The organism is Acinetobacter sp. YH16040_T, assembly GCF_024605785.1.
GTDB lineage: Bacteria > Pseudomonadota > Gammaproteobacteria > Pseudomonadales > Moraxellaceae > Acinetobacter > Acinetobacter amyesii.
In genome coordinates, this window is the sequence record NZ_CP094541.1 from 168,729 (window position 1) to 186,193 (window position 17,465).

Sequence of the window (17,465 nt, forward strand, 5' to 3'; positions counted from 1 at the left end):
GGCGAAAATAACCCTCATTTACAGGCTTGCGAACGGATGTATCAAAATTCAGACAGGCTCAAATTCGGTTAGTGGCTTAGAAATATTCAGTACCTTGTTGAATGATTTCTGTAGGCGATTCAATTTCTCCGCTACCCATCATATAAGACGTGATGCTACCTGTAGCCACGAGCGACAAGACACTGATTAAAATCATCAACCATGCCAGAATTTTTTCCCAAACTGCAGCAGGGCGTGGCGCGCCGTATTGATTTACGGTCGGTGTGCCTGAGGCCAATAATAAATACAGGATAAAGAATAGATTGATCACGGGGATAAATAAGAGCAGTAGCAACCAACCGGCTTTATTGAGGTCATGCAGCCGACGCACGACAAAGACACAATAAAAATAGATATAGAGAATAATAATCGCCAAATAGGCGAGGCCAGATACCCCAGTGAATATGCCAACAAATTGCTCATTTAACGTCATGGTATTGATGTTGAAAATACCCACGGCAAGGCTTAAAGCGATCAAGGCAAAAAAGCTGATGATATTGAGAAAGCCATACCAACCAATCATGCTCAGTCGACCAAAACGTCCATCTGGTTTCAGGGGATTATCCGATGTAGTGGTCGTCTGACGGGAAAAGAAAGAAGAGTCATTGGTATTCATGCTTGGGTCAACTCAACGTGTATGGAAGAATAAAAAAGTGGAATGCTGAGTAAAATTACCTTTGCATTATAGGTTCAAATGAACTGATCAGATACTGAATTGAAACATGTTTTTGTTGAAATTTTGCTTATAGATGTGCTTTAAATGGGAAAGAATAATACGACCAAAGCATGATTGCTGCGATTAAAAATTAATCGTCATACTGCTGTGATGCAGAAATTATAAAAGTAGAAATGTGGCATGGCATCTCGTGATGAGATGAATCAGATCAAGGAAAATACAATATGAAAGAGATCTATCCAGTACCTGAAAGTTTTAAAAAAACCGCGCGCATCAATGAGTCGGAGTACTTTGAGCGTTATCAAAAATCGATTGAACAACCAGATGAGTTTTGGGCGGAGCAAGCGCAAAAGATCGATTGGATCAAACCGTTTACCCAAGTTAAAAATACAAATTTTAAGCAAGATGATTTCAAGATTGAGTGGTTTGCTGACGGTGAACTGAATGTCAGTGCCAACTGTCTCGATCGACATTTAAAAGAACATCCACATAAACCAGCCATTATTTGGGAAGGAGATCATCCTTCACGGCATAAAATCATTTCTTTTGAAGAACTGCATGATGAAACTTGCCGTTTTGCTAATGTGCTGAAAAAACATGGCGTGGGCAAAGGCGACCGTGTGGTGCTGTATATGCCAATGGTGCCAGAAGCGGCAATTGCGATGTTGGCCTGTACCCGAATTGGAGCAGTACACTGCGTGGTTTTTGGCGGGTTCTCACCAGACTCATTGGCAAGTCGTATCGATGACAGTCAGGCGAAAGTCGTGATTACTGCGGATTGTGGGATGCGTGGTGGCAAGCCCATTCCACTCAAAGAAAATGTCGATCTTGCACTCGACATTGAAGGCACATCTTCGGTTCAAAATGTCATTGTGGTGCACCGTACAGGTAACCCGATCGAAATGAAAGCGGATCGTGACCTGTGGTATCACATGGAAATCATGTCGGTCAATGATATTTGTCCACCTGAACCTATGAATGCCGAGGACCCGCTATTTATTTTGTATACATCAGGTTCGACAGGAAAACCGAAAGGTGTATTGCATACCACAGGCGGCTATTTAACCTATGTGAATTGTACCTTCCGTGAAGTTTTTGACCTTAAACAAGATGATGTGTTTTGGTGTACTGCCGATGTTGGTTGGATTACGGGACACTCTTATGTGTTGTATGGGCCATTGTCGAATGGCACCACGACCGTGATGTTTGAAGGTGTACCACAATATCCAAGTTGGGCTCGAACCGGACATATTGTCGATAAACACAACGTCACTATTTTATATACGGCACCGACTGCAATTCGCGCCATGATGCGAGAAGGGGATGCCTTTGTCCGAGAAAGTGACCGTAGTAGTCTGCGTTTACTAGGTTCAGTGGGTGAACCCATTAACCCAGAGGCATGGAATTGGTACTACACCGTGGTAGGTGAAAGCCGCTGCCCAGTGGTGGATACATGGTGGCAAACAGAAACAGGTGGTTTCATGATTACGCCATTGCCGGGGGCAACTGATTTAAAACCGGGTTCGGCGACGCGTCCATTTTTTGGTGTACAACCTGCGATAGTTGATGCTGAAGGCAATGAGCTTGAAGGCGCCGTAGAAGGTAACTTGGTGATTAAGGATTCTTGGCCGGGACAAATGCGAACCATTTGGGGTGATCCTGAGCGCTTTATTGAAGCTTATTTCTCCACTTATCCGGGGACGTATTTTACAGGTGATGGCGCACGTCGTGATGAGTCTGGCTACTATTGGATTACGGGCCGTGTGGATGACGTCTTAAACGTTTCAGGGCATCGATTAGGAACGGCTGAAATTGAAAGTGCGCTGGTTGCACATGATGCTGTGGCAGAGTCTGCGGTGGTGGGTATGCCGCATGATATTAAGGGACAGGGGATTTGCGCCTTTGTGACCTTACAAGCCGGGACAGCCGAGACGGATGAGTTGCGTCAGGAACTGGTGGCTTGGGTACGAAAAGTCCTTGGACCAGTGGCAACGCCAGATGCACTGCATTGGGCGCCAGCCTTACCTAAAACGCGGTCTGGTAAAATCATGCGCCGAATTTTAAGAAAAATTGCGGCCAATGAGCTGGACTCTTTAGGCGACACTTCGACCTTGGCAGAACCTCAAGTGGTTGAACATTTGATTGTGACGGTTTATCCGAAGTCATAAGAGCAATTTGAGCATGAGTGATAGCGTTCTGATGAAAGTTCACTATCGCTCATACGACGGGTTATTAAGGCAATATTGAACGTCCTTTCCCCTAGAAATGTTGATTAGGATGAGGTGACGTTCATGATGCATTTCATCCACCGTACATACGATGGATAACAAAGACCAAGCCATAAGTCGCCTGAATTTAGGTGACTTAGATTTCATGAGATATAGATTTTACAGATATAGACTGCAGGCATTGAGATAAGCTGAATGCCTGCGCTTTGTTAAGCTAAAACGGTAACAGAATAATCAGATAGACATATGAACGCTTCAACTCCATTGACTCAAGATCCAATCGATATTGCCCAAAAACTGGCGGCAGAATTTGCCACCACGGCTGCTCAGCGTGATAAGCAGGGGGGAAATCCCAAAGCTGAACGTGATTTGATTCGTCAAAGTGGTTTGCTTGCACTGTCCATTGGACAGCAATATGGTGGACAGGGTGCAGATTGGCAGACGATTTTTAAAACCATTCAAACCATTGCCCAAGTGGATAGCTCATTGGCGCATGTTTATGGTTTCCATCATTTATTGATTGCAACCGTACAGTTGTTCGCGCAGCCAGAGCAATATGGCCCATGGTTTGAACAGACTGCACGTGAGCATTTATTTTGGGGCAACACCTTAAACCCTTTGGACCGTCGTACGACAGTGACGCAACTGTCTGAACATGAATATGTGTTTCATGGCGATAAAAGTTTTTGTTCGGGTTCCATGGATTCTGACATTTTGCTGTGTTCTGGGTTCAATGATGACGGAAAATTATTGATCGGGGTGATTCCTACAGCACGTGAAGGCGTCAGTTTTCTCGGCGATTGGGACAATATGGGACAACGTCAAACCGACAGTGGAAGCAGTCATTTTGAACAGGTAAAAATTTCCAAAGATGAATTACTCCTGAACCCGGGGCCTTTGAGTACGCCGTATTCCAGCTTGCGTCCATTGATTGCACAGTTGATCTTTGTGCATTTGTTTTTAGGGGTGGCAGAAGGGGCTTTTGAAACAGCAAAACAGACGGTTCAAAACCAAAAGGCGTGGTCAAAATCATTGGCTGAAAATGCAGTGAATGACCCATTTATTCAAAAGCATTTTGCTGAGTTTTATGTGCAATTAGAAAGTGTACGTTTATTGGCAGATAAAGCGGTTCAGCGTTTGCAAGGGGCTTGGGAGATTGGTGAAGCTTTGACGGCGGAACAACGTGGAGAAGTCTCTATTGCGATTGCAACAGCCAAAATTGCGGCCACCAATAGTTCGCTGTACATTACGCAAAATATTTTCCAAGTGATGGGCGCACGTGCCACGACGGCCAAACTGAATTTAGACCGCTTCTGGCGCAATGTGCGTACCCAGACCCTGCACGATCCGATTGATTATAAATATCAGGAAGTTGGTGAATGGGTGCTCACAGCCAAAGTGCCAGATCCAAGTTTTTATTCTTAAACGTATATTGCAAATGAGCCAATAAAAAGCCTCCGAAAGGGAGGCTTTTTGCAATGTGCTGTCAGTCGATTTTAACGCTGATGAATATTTTCTAAGGTATCGACTAAGGTTCGCGTTGTTTGATCAATTTCATAATTCACGGCATCACCGACTTGGACATCTTTCCATGTAGTGAGGCGCAGTGTTTCAGGAATGAGATCGATTGAAATTTCACTATTGGCACGATCAACACGGTTCACAGTCAAACTGCAACCATTGAGTCCAATAAAACCTTTGAGAAAGAAATATTTAATATTGCCTGCCGGAATGTGAATATCGAGATGAAAGGTTTTCCCACGATGTTCTAAGTTTTTGATCGTGGCTGTGCCTTCGATATGTCCATATAGATTGTGACCACCATTTTCTGCGCCAACTTTGGCTGAGCGTTCGACATTGACCTCATCACCGGCCTTGAGAGCTTTTAGCGTGGTGAGTTGATTGGTCAATTCAGAAACATCAAAATGTACTTGGTTGGCTGCCAAATCAATATGTGTGGCCGTTAAACACACGCCATTAATCGCCACACTTGCTCCGATAAAGACATCATGAAAAAAATTCTGATGATTTGAAATCACCAAGGTTGTGAAGCCATTGCCTTGACGAATGTCTAAGACTTTTTCTAAACCTTGCACGATGCCTGTATACATGTGAGCGTCTCTAAAATGATTTGCGTTTTCTATATTGTAGGGACAAAACGAACGCTCGGCTATGCTTTACAGTGATCATTTCAGTACGGCGTTTTGATCTGTCGCAGTTCGATCTTGGCAATATCTACAATGCTCGGAATGTTTCAATTGCCGCTAGGCGAGACTGTTTTAAGTCAACGATCTGCTGAGGGTAGTTCAATTCCAATTGAGGATTTTTGGCAAAGGGTTGGTGAATTTGCTTTGCATCCAAATCTGCCAGCTCAGGTAGCCATTGACGTAGATAATCTCCGTTCGGATCAAATTTCTGAGATTGGCTGATCGGGTTAAAAATCCGAAAATAAGGTACAGCATCTGTACCCGTCGAGGCGCACCATTGCCAACCGCCATTATTGGCTGCTAAGTCACCATCGACAAGGTGCTGCATAAACCATTGCTCCCCCAACCGCCAATCGATCAGTAGATTCTTACTAAGGAACATGGCACAAATCATCCGCACCCGATTATGCATCCAACCCGTAGCCAGTAGTTGACGCATCCCTGCATCGACGATCGGAATGCCCGTCTGGCCGTATTGCCACGCAGCAAAGTCTTGTGGTGCATGGCGCCATTTTATTTTTAAGGTTTTGGTTTGAAACGGCTGGTGCTGAGAAACTTGCGGGTAGTCAAATAAAATGTGCTGGTAAAATTCACGCCAAAGCAGCTCATCGAGCCAAGTTTGTTGTCCTCTGTAGTCGATCTGGAAATAGCCGCCTTGTTCACGAAACAGGGCTTGCAGACATTGGCGAATAGACAAGATGCCCAAGTTTAAATACATGCCAATTCGACTGGTTCCATTGAGCGCAGGAAAGTCCCGATCATCAGCATAACGATGCAGATGTTGTTCAATAAATTCATCTAAGCACTGTAGTGCGTGATCTTCTCCAATCGGCCAAAGCTCGATTTGAGCAGCTAACAGCGATGTGGGATAAAAAGGAGTTAAATCAAATTGATTTTGCCACAGCGGATGCGGTTCGAGAGCCGCTTGGGCTTCAATAGCGGGATAACAAGTAGGCAGACTGATGCTTAATTTTTCGTAGCAATTTTTCTTAAATGCACCGAAAACTTGATAAGGATGTCCAGATTGATTGCGAATACTGCCAACAGGAAACAGGGTGCGGTCATGGTACAGCTCAACAGAGATGTGCTGCTGTTCTAATAACTGTTGTACTTCGCGATCTCGTTTAAGTTCATTCACACCATGTTCAATATGTGCATGAACAGTGTGTATATTGAGCTGAGTACATAGGGTTAATAGCTCATTGGCGATGTCTGACCAATGGGGAATATGCTGAATAATCAGTGGAATATTTAGTTCAGCCAATTGCTGTCGCAAAAGTTCCAGTTGGGCAAGATAGCGATGGATTTTAATGGGGGCATCGTCATGCCTTGCCCATTGTTCAGGAGAAAGCGCAATAAAGGCAATCGTTGGACCAGACTGTGTCGCCTGCCACAGTGCGCTATGGTCATGTCGTCTTAAATCTTGTCGAAACCAAACCAGTTGCATGTTTATTGCCTCGTTTTTGTTGGAAATATCACCAGAATTACGGGGGTATCTATTGGTAATGAAATTATCTAAAAAATCGATTTCTATAAAAAACCATATAATATCTATCGTTTAACTTAACCGATTGCGCACAATTCTGTCAGCTTAAGCGTACAAGCAACGAAGTTTTTGACGCTAGGCGCACTTTTAAATTTTACCTAAGATGAACTCATACAGGAACAGGACGTTCCGGAACATAAAACAATAACAAAGTGTTCACCATCAGGACTGTGAAGCAAGACAGGAGTCATGCTTAAGTATCCATATAGAAAAAGCCCGACAGGATGTCGGGCTTTTTCTTTGTCTACAGGTCAGCTCATTTTCTAGAATCAGAGCATGTCTTTAAATGGTACTCGAGATAAAAAATCCCCTAAGCCGAGCCTTAGGGGAGGAAAGTGAAGTGAGCCGGTTGTGATTATTATGCTGATTACATGAGCTGTGACTGCATCAACAATTATGCTGATTTAGCCTGCACAACTTGCTGCTGTTGAGCTTCCAGTTCACGAACCAGTGGCAACACTTTTTCGCCAAAGTATTCCACTTCTTCAATGAAGTGGAGAAAACCTGAGAGAACCAAATCGACGCCTACACTTTTGAGTTCCACAATGCGTTCTGCAATTTGTTGTGGCGTGCCAATCAGATTGGTTTTAAAGCCGTCGTTATATTGAACCAAATCTTCAAAAGTAGATTTTGCCCAGTTTCCTTCGCCTTCTTTGGTGGATGCACCTGCTTCACGAGTTGCATCGCCAAAGGCATTGACCGCTTCGGTATTGGCATTGTCGATAATCGCTTGAAGCACCGCTTGGGCTTCTTCCCCCGTATCTCGGGCAATAATGAAGGCATTCACCCCGATTTTGACCTGATGGTTGTTGGCTTTGGCTTTTTCACGAATATCATCGATTTGCTTTTTCAACTCAGCAGGGCTATTGCCGTTGGTGAAGTACCAATCGGAAACACGGGATGCCATGTCACGTGCTGCACGTGAACTGCCACCTTGAAAGATCTCGATATGCGGTTTTTGCACCGGTTTTGGAGATAGGGTGTAGTCTTTAAATTGATAGTATTTACCATCAAAACTAAAGTTATAGCCAAATCCTAAAAACTATAGAACAATAGAGATATGGGATATTCAAAAGATTTTAAAGACAAAGTCATAGAAATTATGATTCGAGATGAAATGTCTGTGCGAAAAGCAGCACAGCATTTTAACATCTGTATACAAACGATTCAGAACTGGAAAAAGTCCACTACAAACAAACCTATTCCTGGCCGTCCAGCTAAAATTAGCAGAGAGCAAATATTGAAGGATGTTGAACAATATCCTGATGATTATCAGTATGAGCGAGCTGAACGTTTAGGAGTAAGCACTCATGCGGTATTTAATGCATTACATGCCGCAGGAATATCGCGTAAAAAAAGACGTTAAAGCATCCTAAAGCAGATCAAAATCAACGTCAGCAATTTCAAAATCTCATAGAGTGTTTAGAAGGGAAATTGCCTCTGATTTACATAGATGAAAGTGGTTTTCAAAGTGAAAGTACCAGAACTCATAGTTATAGCCTTCAAGGAACACGTGCTGAAGGTGAATTTAACTGGCAGTTGAAGAATTGCAGTAATGCGATCGGTGCAATTATCGAAAATAGATTGTTGACAGTTGGTGTGTTTAATTGTTCTGTGAATACAGAAGTATTTGAATGTTGGATTGAACAGGATTTATTACCTAAGTTGAAAGAAAGCAGTGTTTTGATTATGGACAATGCGACCTTTCACAAAGGGAAAAGACTTCAAGAGTTGATACGTTGTGCAGGCCATTACATTGTGTGGCTTCCTAAATATAGTCCAGATTTAAATCCAATAGAAAATATGTGGTCACGAGTCAAGGCGATTCGAACTAAGTTTAGAGTTAAAGATATTGATAAATTATTTAAAGATTACTGTAATGATTTATTTGGTATTTAGCTATATCCTGCGTCCAAACGCCTTTTAGGCTACGAATGAATTCTTCAGAACGCGCATAGCGTTGATCATGCTCGGGCCATTCTTCTCCAATCGCATCAAACTCACCACGGAACCAACCACTCACGACATTAATTGCAATACGGCCATTGGTGAGATGATCGATGGTCGCCAATTGTTTCGCAGCCAGAGCTGGTTTCCAAGGGCCGGGTAAAATCGCGGCAATGACTTTGAGCTTTTCAGTTTTGGCCAAAATACCATGACTGAAACTCACCGACTCATGTTGATTTTCCGCGTTATAGCCTGCGGTAAAACGAATTTGAGTCAGCGCATAATCAAAGCCACTTTTTTCTGCAGCTTGTGCCAAACGCACGTTATAGTCATAGCTCCAATCGGTACGCTGTTCAATATTACTGACCACCAAACCACCACTGACGTTTGGTACCCAGTACGCAAATGTAATGTTTTTTTCTTGTACTGACATTTTGCAAACCCTCGGGATCGAATTGTTATGCTGTGGTGTTTAGGCCACTTGCGTTTTTGGCTTTTTACTATGCAGTCGAGCTTCAGCGGCATCCAAATTTGGAACAGCTGCAGAAGGAAGGACTTCTTCTTGCTCGATTTGCTTATTAATGCCCAAGTTTTGGTTGGCTTGTTGAGACTTGGCTTTCACCACTTCAGCACGCTGACCTTTGGCTGGAGCCCATTCCAAAATCGGCAGCGCACGTGCTACGGCTAAAGTAATGCGGTCACGGAGTAATTCACTATGAATGGTGTATTCAGGGGTGAAATCACGATCTGTTGCATAGACCCCAATCGGCAATGTTTGCGCTTGGAAGAAACTGAACAATGGACGCAGTTGATGTTCAAGCACTAAAGCATGGCGTTCAGAACCACCCGAAGCTGCAAGCAAGACAGGTACATCGACCAATGCAGTTTGTTCGACAAAGTCAAAGAAGTGTTTAAATAGACCTGTAAATGAAGCACGGTAAACTGGCGTTCCAACAATCAGTGCATCAGCAGCTTCAACGGCAGCAAGGTCATCTTGTACACGTTGTGGCAATTGGTTACGGTAAATCGCGCCACCTAATAAATTGCCAATTTCACTAAACTTAATAAAATGCACATTGATTGGAGTCGCATCACCGAGCTCATCAACAATGGCTTGTACCAAAGCTTCAGTTTTAGATGGATTGTTTAGACCACCTGACACAGCAACAATATTCAGGGGTTTTTGTAGATTAACTTGAGACATTTTTTAAACCTAAAAGTGTGGTTTCTCGGAATGCCTTTTATTAATCCCGATGCGTGGATCACTGTAAAATAACGAAAATCAGAAAAGTTATCTGATTTTTAGATATGTTGGAAAAACCTCAAGATTCGTGAAATTTCAAATTTTAAACTGTTGATATTTCAACATATAATGCTTAGATATAAGCATTTTTACTGTGTTGATAAAATTTATATGAAAATATGATTAGATTTAAAGATTTATAGAAAATGCGAAAAAAGACGCATTTTAGGTGAAAATCTACATTTTAAATGCAAAAAAATAAGTTCTTGCATATCCTTCACATAGCATGTGTGGTTAGAATAGGGTCATTGTGCACAAGATCTCTCACGTTGCTTATGAATATTTTAATCGTTGATGATCACCCGCTGTTTCGTCATGCTTTAATTCAGGCGGTTCGTTATAGTTTGCCTCAGGCGCAAATTCATGAGACTGCAGCAGTCAATGAATGCTATGAACGTCTTGAAAATGGCCCTGAGCCTGATCTTGTGTTATTGGATCTAAACTTGCCAGGCGCTTCAGGCTTTTCTGCCTTGGTGCATATTCGCGCACAATATCCATCGATTCCTATCATTGTGGTCTCTGCGCATGAAGAAGCGTCGATTATCCAACGTGCGATTGCACATGGCGCGATGGGCTATATTCCAAAATCTGCACATCCGAGCCACATTGGTGAAGCGATTCGTCAAGTCTTAGAAGGCGAGATTTGGTTACCACCAAATTTACCTGCCAACATGAACTTTGACCCACGTGCTGCAGATGAAACAGCATTGGCAGAACGTATTCAGTCTTTAACACCGCAACAATTCCGTGTGTTAATGATGGTGGCGGAAGGTTTGTTGAATAAGCAAATTGCCTATGAGTTAGATGTATCTGAAGCAACTATTAAAGCGCATGTAACGGCGATTTTCCGTAAGTTAGGCGTACAAAACCGAACTCAAGCTGTATTGGCAATTAATGCATTGAATATTGAAGAAAAGAAAATCTAAGGATTTTTTCCAAAAAAAAGACCTCCATCGTGGAGGTCTTTTTTTATGCTGTTTAATGTCCCGTCCTGAAATAAGTTTACACCTTAAGAGACTTATTTTATGGAACATGCACAAGAACAACGAGTTAAACGCACACAACGTGATTATAGCTTCGCCTTTAAAATGATGGTTGTACATGAAGTAGAAAAAGGGCAAATTACTTATAAACAAGCTCAGGCAAAATATGGTATTCAAGGAAGATCAACTGTGCTGGTATGGTTACGCAAGCACGGACAACAGGACTGGACTTCGAATATGCCGACTTCTTCTAAACGCCAATTAACCCCCCAACAACGAATCCGCCAATTAGAAAAGCAGTTAGCCGCAGAAAAGCTTAAAACTGAATTTATTCAGGATGTGATTTATCACATTGATAAAGAATGTGGGACTGATCTTGGAAAAAAGTATACCGAGCACGTTTCAAAGATTGGCAAAGCCAAAGAAGACTAAGCGTTTCTCGTTATTGTCGGTGGTTGGGAATCACCCGACAAGCTTATTATCAAGCAGAAAAACGTGCTCAAATGACTGCACAAGCAACTGAACAAATACTTGAGTTGGTTATGGAATATCGTTGTCTCATGCCAAGTATCGGAACACGTAAGCTGTATTGGCTTATTAAAGGAAAATTGTTGCAGCGTGGTTTAAAGTGTGGACGGGATCAGTTATTTAAAATATTGAAAGAGCATAATTTATTGATTCGCCCCAAGCGTCGCTATACAAAAACTACGGATAGCAAGCATTGGATGAAGAAGCATCCAAATTTATTAAAGGATTATTCAGCAGTGCAAGCCAACGAAGTCTTTGTTAGTGATATTACTTATGTTGAGAGTGCTGAAGGCGTACATTATTTATCCTTAGTGACAGATGCTTATACCCGTCAGATTAAAGGTTATAAGTTATCGAATGATATGTGTGCGGAGAATGTTGTGCAGGCTCTACATATGGCGATGCAGCATGTGACGGATCGAGCGACAAGGATGATTCATCATTCAGACAGAGGCTCTCAGTATTGCTCTGAACTATATCAATCGGCATTACGCCATTATGGGGTATGTCCTTCTATGACAGATGGAGGAGACTGTTACCAGAATGCATTAGCAGAGCGGATTAATGGAATATTAAAGCAGGAGTTTTTAATTACACGATGTCAAACCATGAAGGAGTTAGATCACTTAATTGCGGAATCTATTATGATTTATAATTGTTATAGACCACATTTAAGTTTAAATATGAACACCCCGAATCAGACGTATGAGCAAACTAAAACCGAGCTAATTGCTTAACTCGGTTTGAAGTGGAATACTGTCAATCTATTTCAGGACAAGACATAAGCGATAGAACAATGCGAATTAAACCAATAACTGATATTACGCACCTAAAAGTAATTTCGCATTTTTAAAATGATTTTTAAGTCAGTTCGACGGAGTCTTACATCTAGGGATTAAATAAAGGGATCAGCCTTCGGCTGGAGGTACTTTTGTTTCGGCAAAAGTACCCAAAACCATTGTCATCCGCAAAACTCGTTCACTTGCGCCAAATTATTCAAAGTATCGCAAAAACATTTGTGATTAGAAGTTGTCCTGTCTCAAACACTTGCGGATGACGTTACCGCGTATCGTTCTTTTATTTGAATCAAATTGTGCTTCTGATGTTACTGCGTAACATCAGTTAATACCTTATATAAACAACTTCAACAATAACTTAAGCAATATAGTCTTGCTTAGGCGTCAGATCGGTACAGTACAAAGGGTTGAGCGCACATTGTAATTCATCAATTTGTTCATCGGACACATAGCCGCGCGCTTTGAGATAATCCGCGACACGGTCATCACGTAAACTCAGGAAAGCCGCATCATAAACACCCAAATCCACAAATAGGGCTGCAGTTTCTAAGCTGTTAAAACGATCCAGATAAACATCATTGTCATACATCAGGAAGATATGGTCTTGCTTGGAGTTGGCATCGACATTCAAACGTTGTGCCAATTCAAATGGCGCTGTTTTAATAAATAGTAAATCAGATAATTCATCAAACTGTGTTTTATCCAGCTGGTTTTTGTCGGTTTTGACTTTACCGAGCCACGCTTTAAACACCAAAACCGCACCACCACGCAGTAGCATGCTCCAAATCTGATGACGGGTGTCCAAACCCAAGCCATTGGATTCTGCTTCTAAATTTTGCAGCAGTAGGTCTTCTTGCTCTGCCAGTCGATCGAATAAGCCAAGGCCTTGAGGTTTGTAGGCATTCGGCGCAAAGACATCAAAATTCAGTTCATCAAACACTTGTAACGCGAGAGGAACGGCACTGCGATAGAGCGTTTCCAGCGCTTCGACTTGCACATCACTTAATTTGCTGAACTTAAATAGCTGACGCCAATCGATCTCTGGCAAAATAGCATTGGCACCATACTGACGATGAAACTGTAGATTTTGATCAAAACCATGCGGCATTGTTTCTGAAATATTCACAAGATCACTCCTAATATGCGGGGGAGATCAGCTTCTCAAGTGTTGAGTTATGACGCTTCTTGAATTGGCTTGAAACTGATCAACTTCTTATGAATATTTTTAAAACGAACGGCCGCAGCTAAATATACGACTAAAGTTTTAGTTTTTATTTTTGGTTATAAAAATATGATTTAAATCAAATAGATTTTTAATTGTAACTAAGTGTACAAGTGTTCACTCACGCATTCGATATCTTTTGCCATAGGCAATGTTAATTTGATATTTATGGCTAATAAATAGACGAAATATCGGGGCTATTTTGAATGGTCTTGCCGTTGAGACAAATTTTTTTGCCAGTTAGGTAAGTTTAAGTAAAAGCAAGGTAAACAAAAGCCCATTTCATGTGAATGAAATGGGCTACTTTTCACAGAGCGATGTCCTGTAACAACGCTACTGATTTGAAATTTTTAAACCAGATAACCATGAACGCAGTGAAGCCGGTTTCAATGGTTTTTTCAGTAAGACGATGTTTAACTCTTTTAGACGTTGCGGTAGTTCAGGATCAGAATCTGCGGTAATCAGCGCCACAGGGACATTTTCCTGACGGTTATCTAAAATAAAGTCGAGACCGATCTTGTTGTTATTCAAGTGTTGGTCAACCAACCAAACTTGAATATTTTCTTGTTGAATCAACTCCATGGCCTGTTCAGGTTCAGTGGCTTTAAAGACTTGATAGCCCCATTTGGTCAGTAAGGTCGACATCCCTTCCAAAATGGTTTCATCATTGTCTAAGCACAGAATCTTATAGGCTTTGGTCTTCAGCGGAACCGCTTGAGTCGGTGCAGCGACCACTTTTGGCGCAGCGACCACAGGCACTTCAATCATAAAACACGAACCATGACCAAGTTCTGAGAACACATGCACTGGGTAGTCGAGTAGGCTGGTCATGCGTTGCACGATGGCTAAACCTAAGCCCAGACCCTGTTCGCCCCAAGGAGAGGTATGTCCACAGCGTTCGAACTCTTGGAACAACTTAATGCGCTGTTCTTCCGCGATTCCAGGACCCGTATCCCAAACGCCAATACGAATATGTCCTGGACGTGCTGAACGTAGCACACCCACCACAACACGACCACGCGCCGTATAGCGTAGGGCATTGCTGACGAAGTTTTGAATAATACGACGAATCCACTGTGGGTCGGTGTCAATCCAAAACTGAGCATCGTGTACGGTCAGTTTGATATTACGCTGTGCCGCAATCGATTTAAATTGCAGTTCAAGATCACTGAGTAAGTCATGCAGCGGATAAGGCTGACGTTTTGGTTGAATGGTTCCACCTTCGAGTCGTGCAATGTCCAATAGGGCAGAGAGCATACTTTCCGCACCATGCAGCGCACGATCTAGTTGCTGAAGCGTTTTAAGATCATCGTCATTTTGTACGCTTTGCTCGAGGGCGGTACTAAACAGACGCGCAGCATGCATCGGTTGCAATAAGTCATGGCTTGCGGCAGCGATAAAGCGGCTTTTCGACATATTGGCTTTATCGGCTTGCTCACGTGCCAATTGTTGTTCAGACAGGGCATCTGCCAACTGTTGGGTACGGTCTTGCACACGGCCTTCAAGCAAGGCTTCATTTTCACGGAATGCAGTAATATCGGCAAAGGTCGTCACGAAACCGCCGCCTTCGATTGGGTTCCCGCGCATCTGAATTACACGGCCATCTTTACGGATCCGTTCAAATTCGTGTGCGCTGCCGACTTGCATCCAATGCATACGTTTACGCACATGTTCTTCGACTGAACCAGGACCACATTCGCCGCGTTCAGCGTTATAACGAATCAAGTCTGAAATTGGGCAACCGACATAGACAATGTCTTTTGGATAATCAAACAGTTTGAGGTATTGATTATTCCATGCTACCAAACACATATTTTCATCAACCACGGACACACCTTGAGTCATATGGTCGATCATGGTCATGATCAGGTTTTGGTTAAAGCGCTGCCACTGTGAGGCTTGGTCAAGAATATTGGCGACCTGACCGAGTGCTAAACCATTATTGACCATGGCTGTGGTGAGTAGGGTACGGGCAGATGCCGCACCGATGGTGCCGGCAAGATACTGTTCGGTAAAACGCCACCACATGCCGTTGGCGCTGCTATTTTCATTCAAAACCACATTGTTTTGTGCGCAGAACTGGTTGAAGGCGCGCATAGTTGGACCTTCACCGGTAATGCGTTTTGCCAAAGTAATCAGATCACCTACTTTTAAGCGTGCCACATCATGGTGAATATAGCTGATGTCGTTTGATGTACTTTGAGCCGGGAGGGGCTTGGTTTCATAATAAAAGAAACTTTCGGCCTGAATTTGCTCGGCAACACTTGGACGGAAGACGCGGGAAATCCAAATATAGAGGGTGATATTTAAACCGAGTGCCCAAACTACGCCATGGGTAAGTGGATCGAAAGATTCAAACCCTAACAGTGCTTCAGGACGTAACCAACTCAAGCCTAGCGGACCCTGACTTAAAAGATTTTCGGTAAATGTTTTAAATTGTTCAGGCAGGCTACGCAATACGGTTGGTAATAACAGGGTATAAGCCCACATGCCAAAGCCGACCAACAGACCTGCATATACGCCTTGCTTACTTCCGCCGCGCCAATATAAACCACCAATTAACGCCGGTGCAAACTGTGCCACAGCACTGAAGGCCAATAGGCCAAATACCGATAATTGGTCAATGTCATTGAAGAAATGGAAGAACAAGAAGCCCAATAACATGACCGCTAAAATACATACACGACGTGTGAATTTCAGTACGAGTGGTAGGCGTTTGTCATGACGTGACAATAAGCGTGTACGCCACAGTGCAGGCATGATCAAGTCATTACTGAGCATAATCGACAAGGCCACTGACGACACCAACAGCATACCTGTCGATGCTGAAAAACCACCGAGAAACGCAAGTAAGGTCAACCAGTCTTGGTTATAACTCAAAGGCAGTGAGAGCACGGCAACATCGGGGATTGCCAAGTAGGCAGGTGCTGCATGCAGCGCCCAACTGGCAATCGGGATGATCGCGATAATGGTTAAAATCAGATAAATGGCAAACCAACGACGAGCACCACGGATATGCTTTTCATCTCGCAGTTCAACCACCGCGACATGGAACTGACGTGGTAGACAAATAATCGCTAATGCAGCCAATAAAGTTTGAATCCAAAAGCTTTCTGGCACACCTTTGAGCTGAACATCTTTAAAGGTGGTGTTGATGTCATGGCTGATTTGAGCCATGTTTTCAGGTGATTCAAAAACAAAGAAAAATGCGACTGCAAGTAGTGCAAACAGCTTGACGAAAGACTCAAATGCCACAGCCAACATTAAGCCGCCGTGCTGTTCAGTATTGGCAATCTGTCGTGTCCCAAACATCATCGCCAAAATCGCCAATACACCAGTCAAAAACAGCACACTATTGGTGGTGCTGGTCAGACCAGCGGTCGGTTCTAAAATGACCGTTGCACTTAGGGCAATTGCACGTAGTTGCAAGGCTAAATAGGGAATAATGGCAATCACGGCAAGGATCGTGACTAATGACGCTAAGGGGCCACTTTTACCATATCGTGCTGCTACAAAGTCGGCAATCGATGAAATGGCATGATGCTGACGGACACGGCCTAAACGTCGCCAAATATCATAGCCGAGCGCAACAAATAGCAGCGGTCCTAGATAGATCGGCAGGAAAATAATGCCCTCACGAACCGCGGCACCTGTTGCGCCATAAAACGTCCAAGATGAACAGTAAACCCCTAAAGTTAGACTAAAGAGAAGCATTCTGCCGCGAGTACTGAGCCTGCTGGCATGCTTTTCACCAAAGAATGCACATACAAAGAGTAATGCGATGTAAAGGGCCAATACCCCGACGATAAGCCAACTATTCATAGAGCCTGCAGCATATTAATTCTCGCTTAATGATAACGCATCCATAGGCTTAGGGAGGTTATTGCTCAAAATTTAACGACCAAAGTCTAAATTACAAGAGATAAGGAACATTGGTAAGTTTAGCTTCGAAATAATTCGAATTAGAAAATTGCGCGCCAAGGTTCGGC

At 43.1% G+C, this 17,465-nt stretch carries 13 protein-coding genes and 1 pseudogene; 6 read left to right on the forward strand and 8 right to left on the reverse strand.

Annotated elements, in window-relative coordinates; translation table 11 throughout:
- Positions 1 to 76: 76 nt before the first annotated feature.
- On the reverse strand, positions 77 to 655 hold the full coding sequence (locus tag MST16_RS00825) for a DUF805 domain-containing protein (RefSeq protein ID WP_180011586.1): 579 nt from the start codon (positions 653 to 655) through the stop codon (positions 77 to 79).
- A gap of 284 nt (positions 656 to 939) precedes the next feature.
- Between MST16_RS00825 and acs the strand changes: the two genes are divergently transcribed.
- Both acs and MST16_RS00835 read left to right on the forward strand, forming a co-directional pair.
- Complete coding sequence (acs, locus tag MST16_RS00830) at positions 940 to 2,883, forward strand: acetate--CoA ligase (protein ID WP_180011584.1); 1,944 nt, start codon at positions 940 to 942, stop codon at positions 2,881 to 2,883.
- A 306-nt stretch (positions 2,884 to 3,189) separates the two neighbouring features.
- A complete protein-coding gene (locus MST16_RS00835; RefSeq protein WP_168379415.1) occupies positions 3,190 to 4,368 on the forward strand; it encodes an acyl-CoA dehydrogenase family protein in 1,179 nt (392 codons plus the stop codon).
- A 71-nt stretch (positions 4,369 to 4,439) separates the two neighbouring features.
- Here MST16_RS00835 and MST16_RS00840 read toward each other — a convergent pair whose 3' ends face one another.
- The 3 genes and pseudogenes from MST16_RS00840 to MST16_RS00850 all read right to left on the reverse strand — a co-directional run.
- Positions 4,440 to 5,054, reverse strand: a complete 615-nt coding sequence (locus MST16_RS00840; RefSeq protein WP_180011582.1) for a riboflavin synthase subunit alpha — start codon at positions 5,052 to 5,054, stop codon at positions 4,440 to 4,442.
- A gap of 124 nt (positions 5,055 to 5,178) precedes the next feature.
- Positions 5,179 to 6,597: a deoxyribodipyrimidine photo-lyase gene (locus MST16_RS00845; protein WP_180011580.1), complete on the reverse strand. Its 1,419-nt coding sequence runs from the start codon at positions 6,595 to 6,597 to the stop codon at positions 5,179 to 5,181.
- A 493-nt stretch (positions 6,598 to 7,090) separates the two neighbouring features.
- Positions 7,091 to 7,720 (reverse strand): annotated as a pseudogene (locus MST16_RS00850) (LLM class flavin-dependent oxidoreductase); the annotation flags it as partial.
- 36 nt (positions 7,721 to 7,756) lie between these two features.
- Between MST16_RS00850 and MST16_RS00855 the strand changes: the two are divergent.
- The gene (locus tag MST16_RS00855) at positions 7,757 to 8,062 is read left to right on the forward strand and encodes an IS630 transposase-related protein (protein ID WP_087547287.1); all 306 of its coding nucleotides are present in this window, start codon (positions 7,757 to 7,759) and stop codon (positions 8,060 to 8,062) included.
- Between the two features lie 47 nt (positions 8,063 to 8,109).
- Positions 8,110 to 8,595 carry a transposase gene (locus MST16_RS00860; protein ID WP_227554803.1) on the forward strand — a complete coding sequence of 162 codons (486 nt, stop codon included), beginning with the start codon at positions 8,110 to 8,112 and terminating at the stop codon, positions 8,593 to 8,595.
- Here MST16_RS00860 and MST16_RS00865 read toward each other — a convergent pair.
- Together MST16_RS00865 and msuE are read right to left on the reverse strand one after the other, a co-directional pair.
- Positions 8,561 to 9,076, reverse strand: coding sequence for an LLM class flavin-dependent oxidoreductase (locus MST16_RS00865; RefSeq protein ID WP_257224726.1), 516 nt, complete (start codon positions 9,074 to 9,076; stop codon positions 8,561 to 8,563). The two genes, MST16_RS00860 and MST16_RS00865, sit on opposite strands and share 35 nt — an antisense overlap.
- Before the next feature lie 39 nt (positions 9,077 to 9,115).
- Positions 9,116 to 9,847 (reverse strand): FMN reductase, encoded by a 732-nt coding sequence (gene msuE, locus MST16_RS00870; protein ID WP_180012447.1) that lies wholly within the window; start codon positions 9,845 to 9,847, stop codon positions 9,116 to 9,118.
- Positions 9,848 to 10,221: 374 nt separating this feature from the next.
- Here msuE and MST16_RS00875 point away from each other — a divergent pair, with 374 nt between their 5' ends.
- A complete protein-coding gene (locus tag MST16_RS00875) occupies positions 10,222 to 10,872 on the forward strand; it encodes a response regulator transcription factor (RefSeq protein ID WP_078190543.1) in 651 nt (216 codons plus the stop codon).
- Between the two features lie 99 nt (positions 10,873 to 10,971).
- Positions 10,972 to 12,194, forward strand: a protein-coding gene (locus tag MST16_RS00880) for an IS3 family transposase (protein ID WP_180092089.1) whose coding sequence is annotated in 2 segments (ribosomal slippage) — positions 10,972 to 11,308 and positions 11,308 to 12,194 — 1,224 coding nt in all. Because the reading frame shifts where the segments join, the coding sequence is not laid out codon by codon here.
- Positions 12,195 to 12,612: 418 nt separating this feature from the next.
- On the opposite strand, the gene MST16_RS00885 is transcribed toward MST16_RS00880, so the two are convergent.
- Both MST16_RS00885 and MST16_RS00890 read right to left on the reverse strand, forming a co-directional pair.
- The gene (locus MST16_RS00885) at positions 12,613 to 13,362 is read right to left on the reverse strand and encodes a hypothetical protein (protein WP_171525947.1); all 750 of its coding nucleotides are present in this window, start codon (positions 13,360 to 13,362) and stop codon (positions 12,613 to 12,615) included.
- 447 nt (positions 13,363 to 13,809) lie between these two features.
- On the reverse strand, positions 13,810 to 17,298 hold the full coding sequence (locus MST16_RS00890; protein ID WP_168379420.1) for a PAS domain-containing hybrid sensor histidine kinase/response regulator: 3,489 nt from the start codon (positions 17,296 to 17,298) through the stop codon (positions 13,810 to 13,812).
- Positions 17,299 to 17,465: the final 167 nt, after the last annotated feature.

Coding starts and splice junctions, on each gene's coding strand:
- MST16_RS00825 (WP_180011586.1), bottom strand. CDS start 655: ATGAATACCAATGACTCTTCTTTCTTTTCCCGTCAGACGACCACTACA.
- acs (WP_180011584.1), top strand. CDS start 940: ATGAAAGAGATCTATCCAGTACCTGAAAGTTTTAAAAAAACCGCGCGC.
- MST16_RS00835 (WP_168379415.1), top strand. CDS start 3,190: ATGAACGCTTCAACTCCATTGACTCAAGATCCAATCGATATTGCCCAA.
- MST16_RS00840 (WP_180011582.1), bottom strand. CDS start 5,054: ATGTATACAGGCATCGTGCAAGGTTTAGAAAAAGTCTTAGACATTCGT.
- MST16_RS00845 (WP_180011580.1), bottom strand. CDS start 6,597: ATGCAACTGGTTTGGTTTCGACAAGATTTAAGACGACATGACCATAGC.
- MST16_RS00855 (WP_087547287.1), top strand. CDS start 7,757: ATGGGATATTCAAAAGATTTTAAAGACAAAGTCATAGAAATTATGATT.
- MST16_RS00865 (WP_257224726.1), bottom strand. CDS start 9,076: ATGTCAGTACAAGAAAAAAACATTACATTTGCGTACTGGGTACCAAAC.
- msuE (WP_180012447.1), bottom strand. CDS start 9,847: ATGTCTCAAGTTAATCTACAAAAACCCCTGAATATTGTTGCTGTGTCA.
- MST16_RS00875 (WP_078190543.1), top strand. CDS start 10,222: ATGAATATTTTAATCGTTGATGATCACCCGCTGTTTCGTCATGCTTTA.
- MST16_RS00885 (WP_171525947.1), bottom strand. CDS start 13,362: ATGCCGCATGGTTTTGATCAAAATCTACAGTTTCATCGTCAGTATGGT.
- MST16_RS00890 (WP_168379420.1), bottom strand. CDS start 17,298: ATGAATAGTTGGCTTATCGTCGGGGTATTGGCCCTTTACATCGCATTA.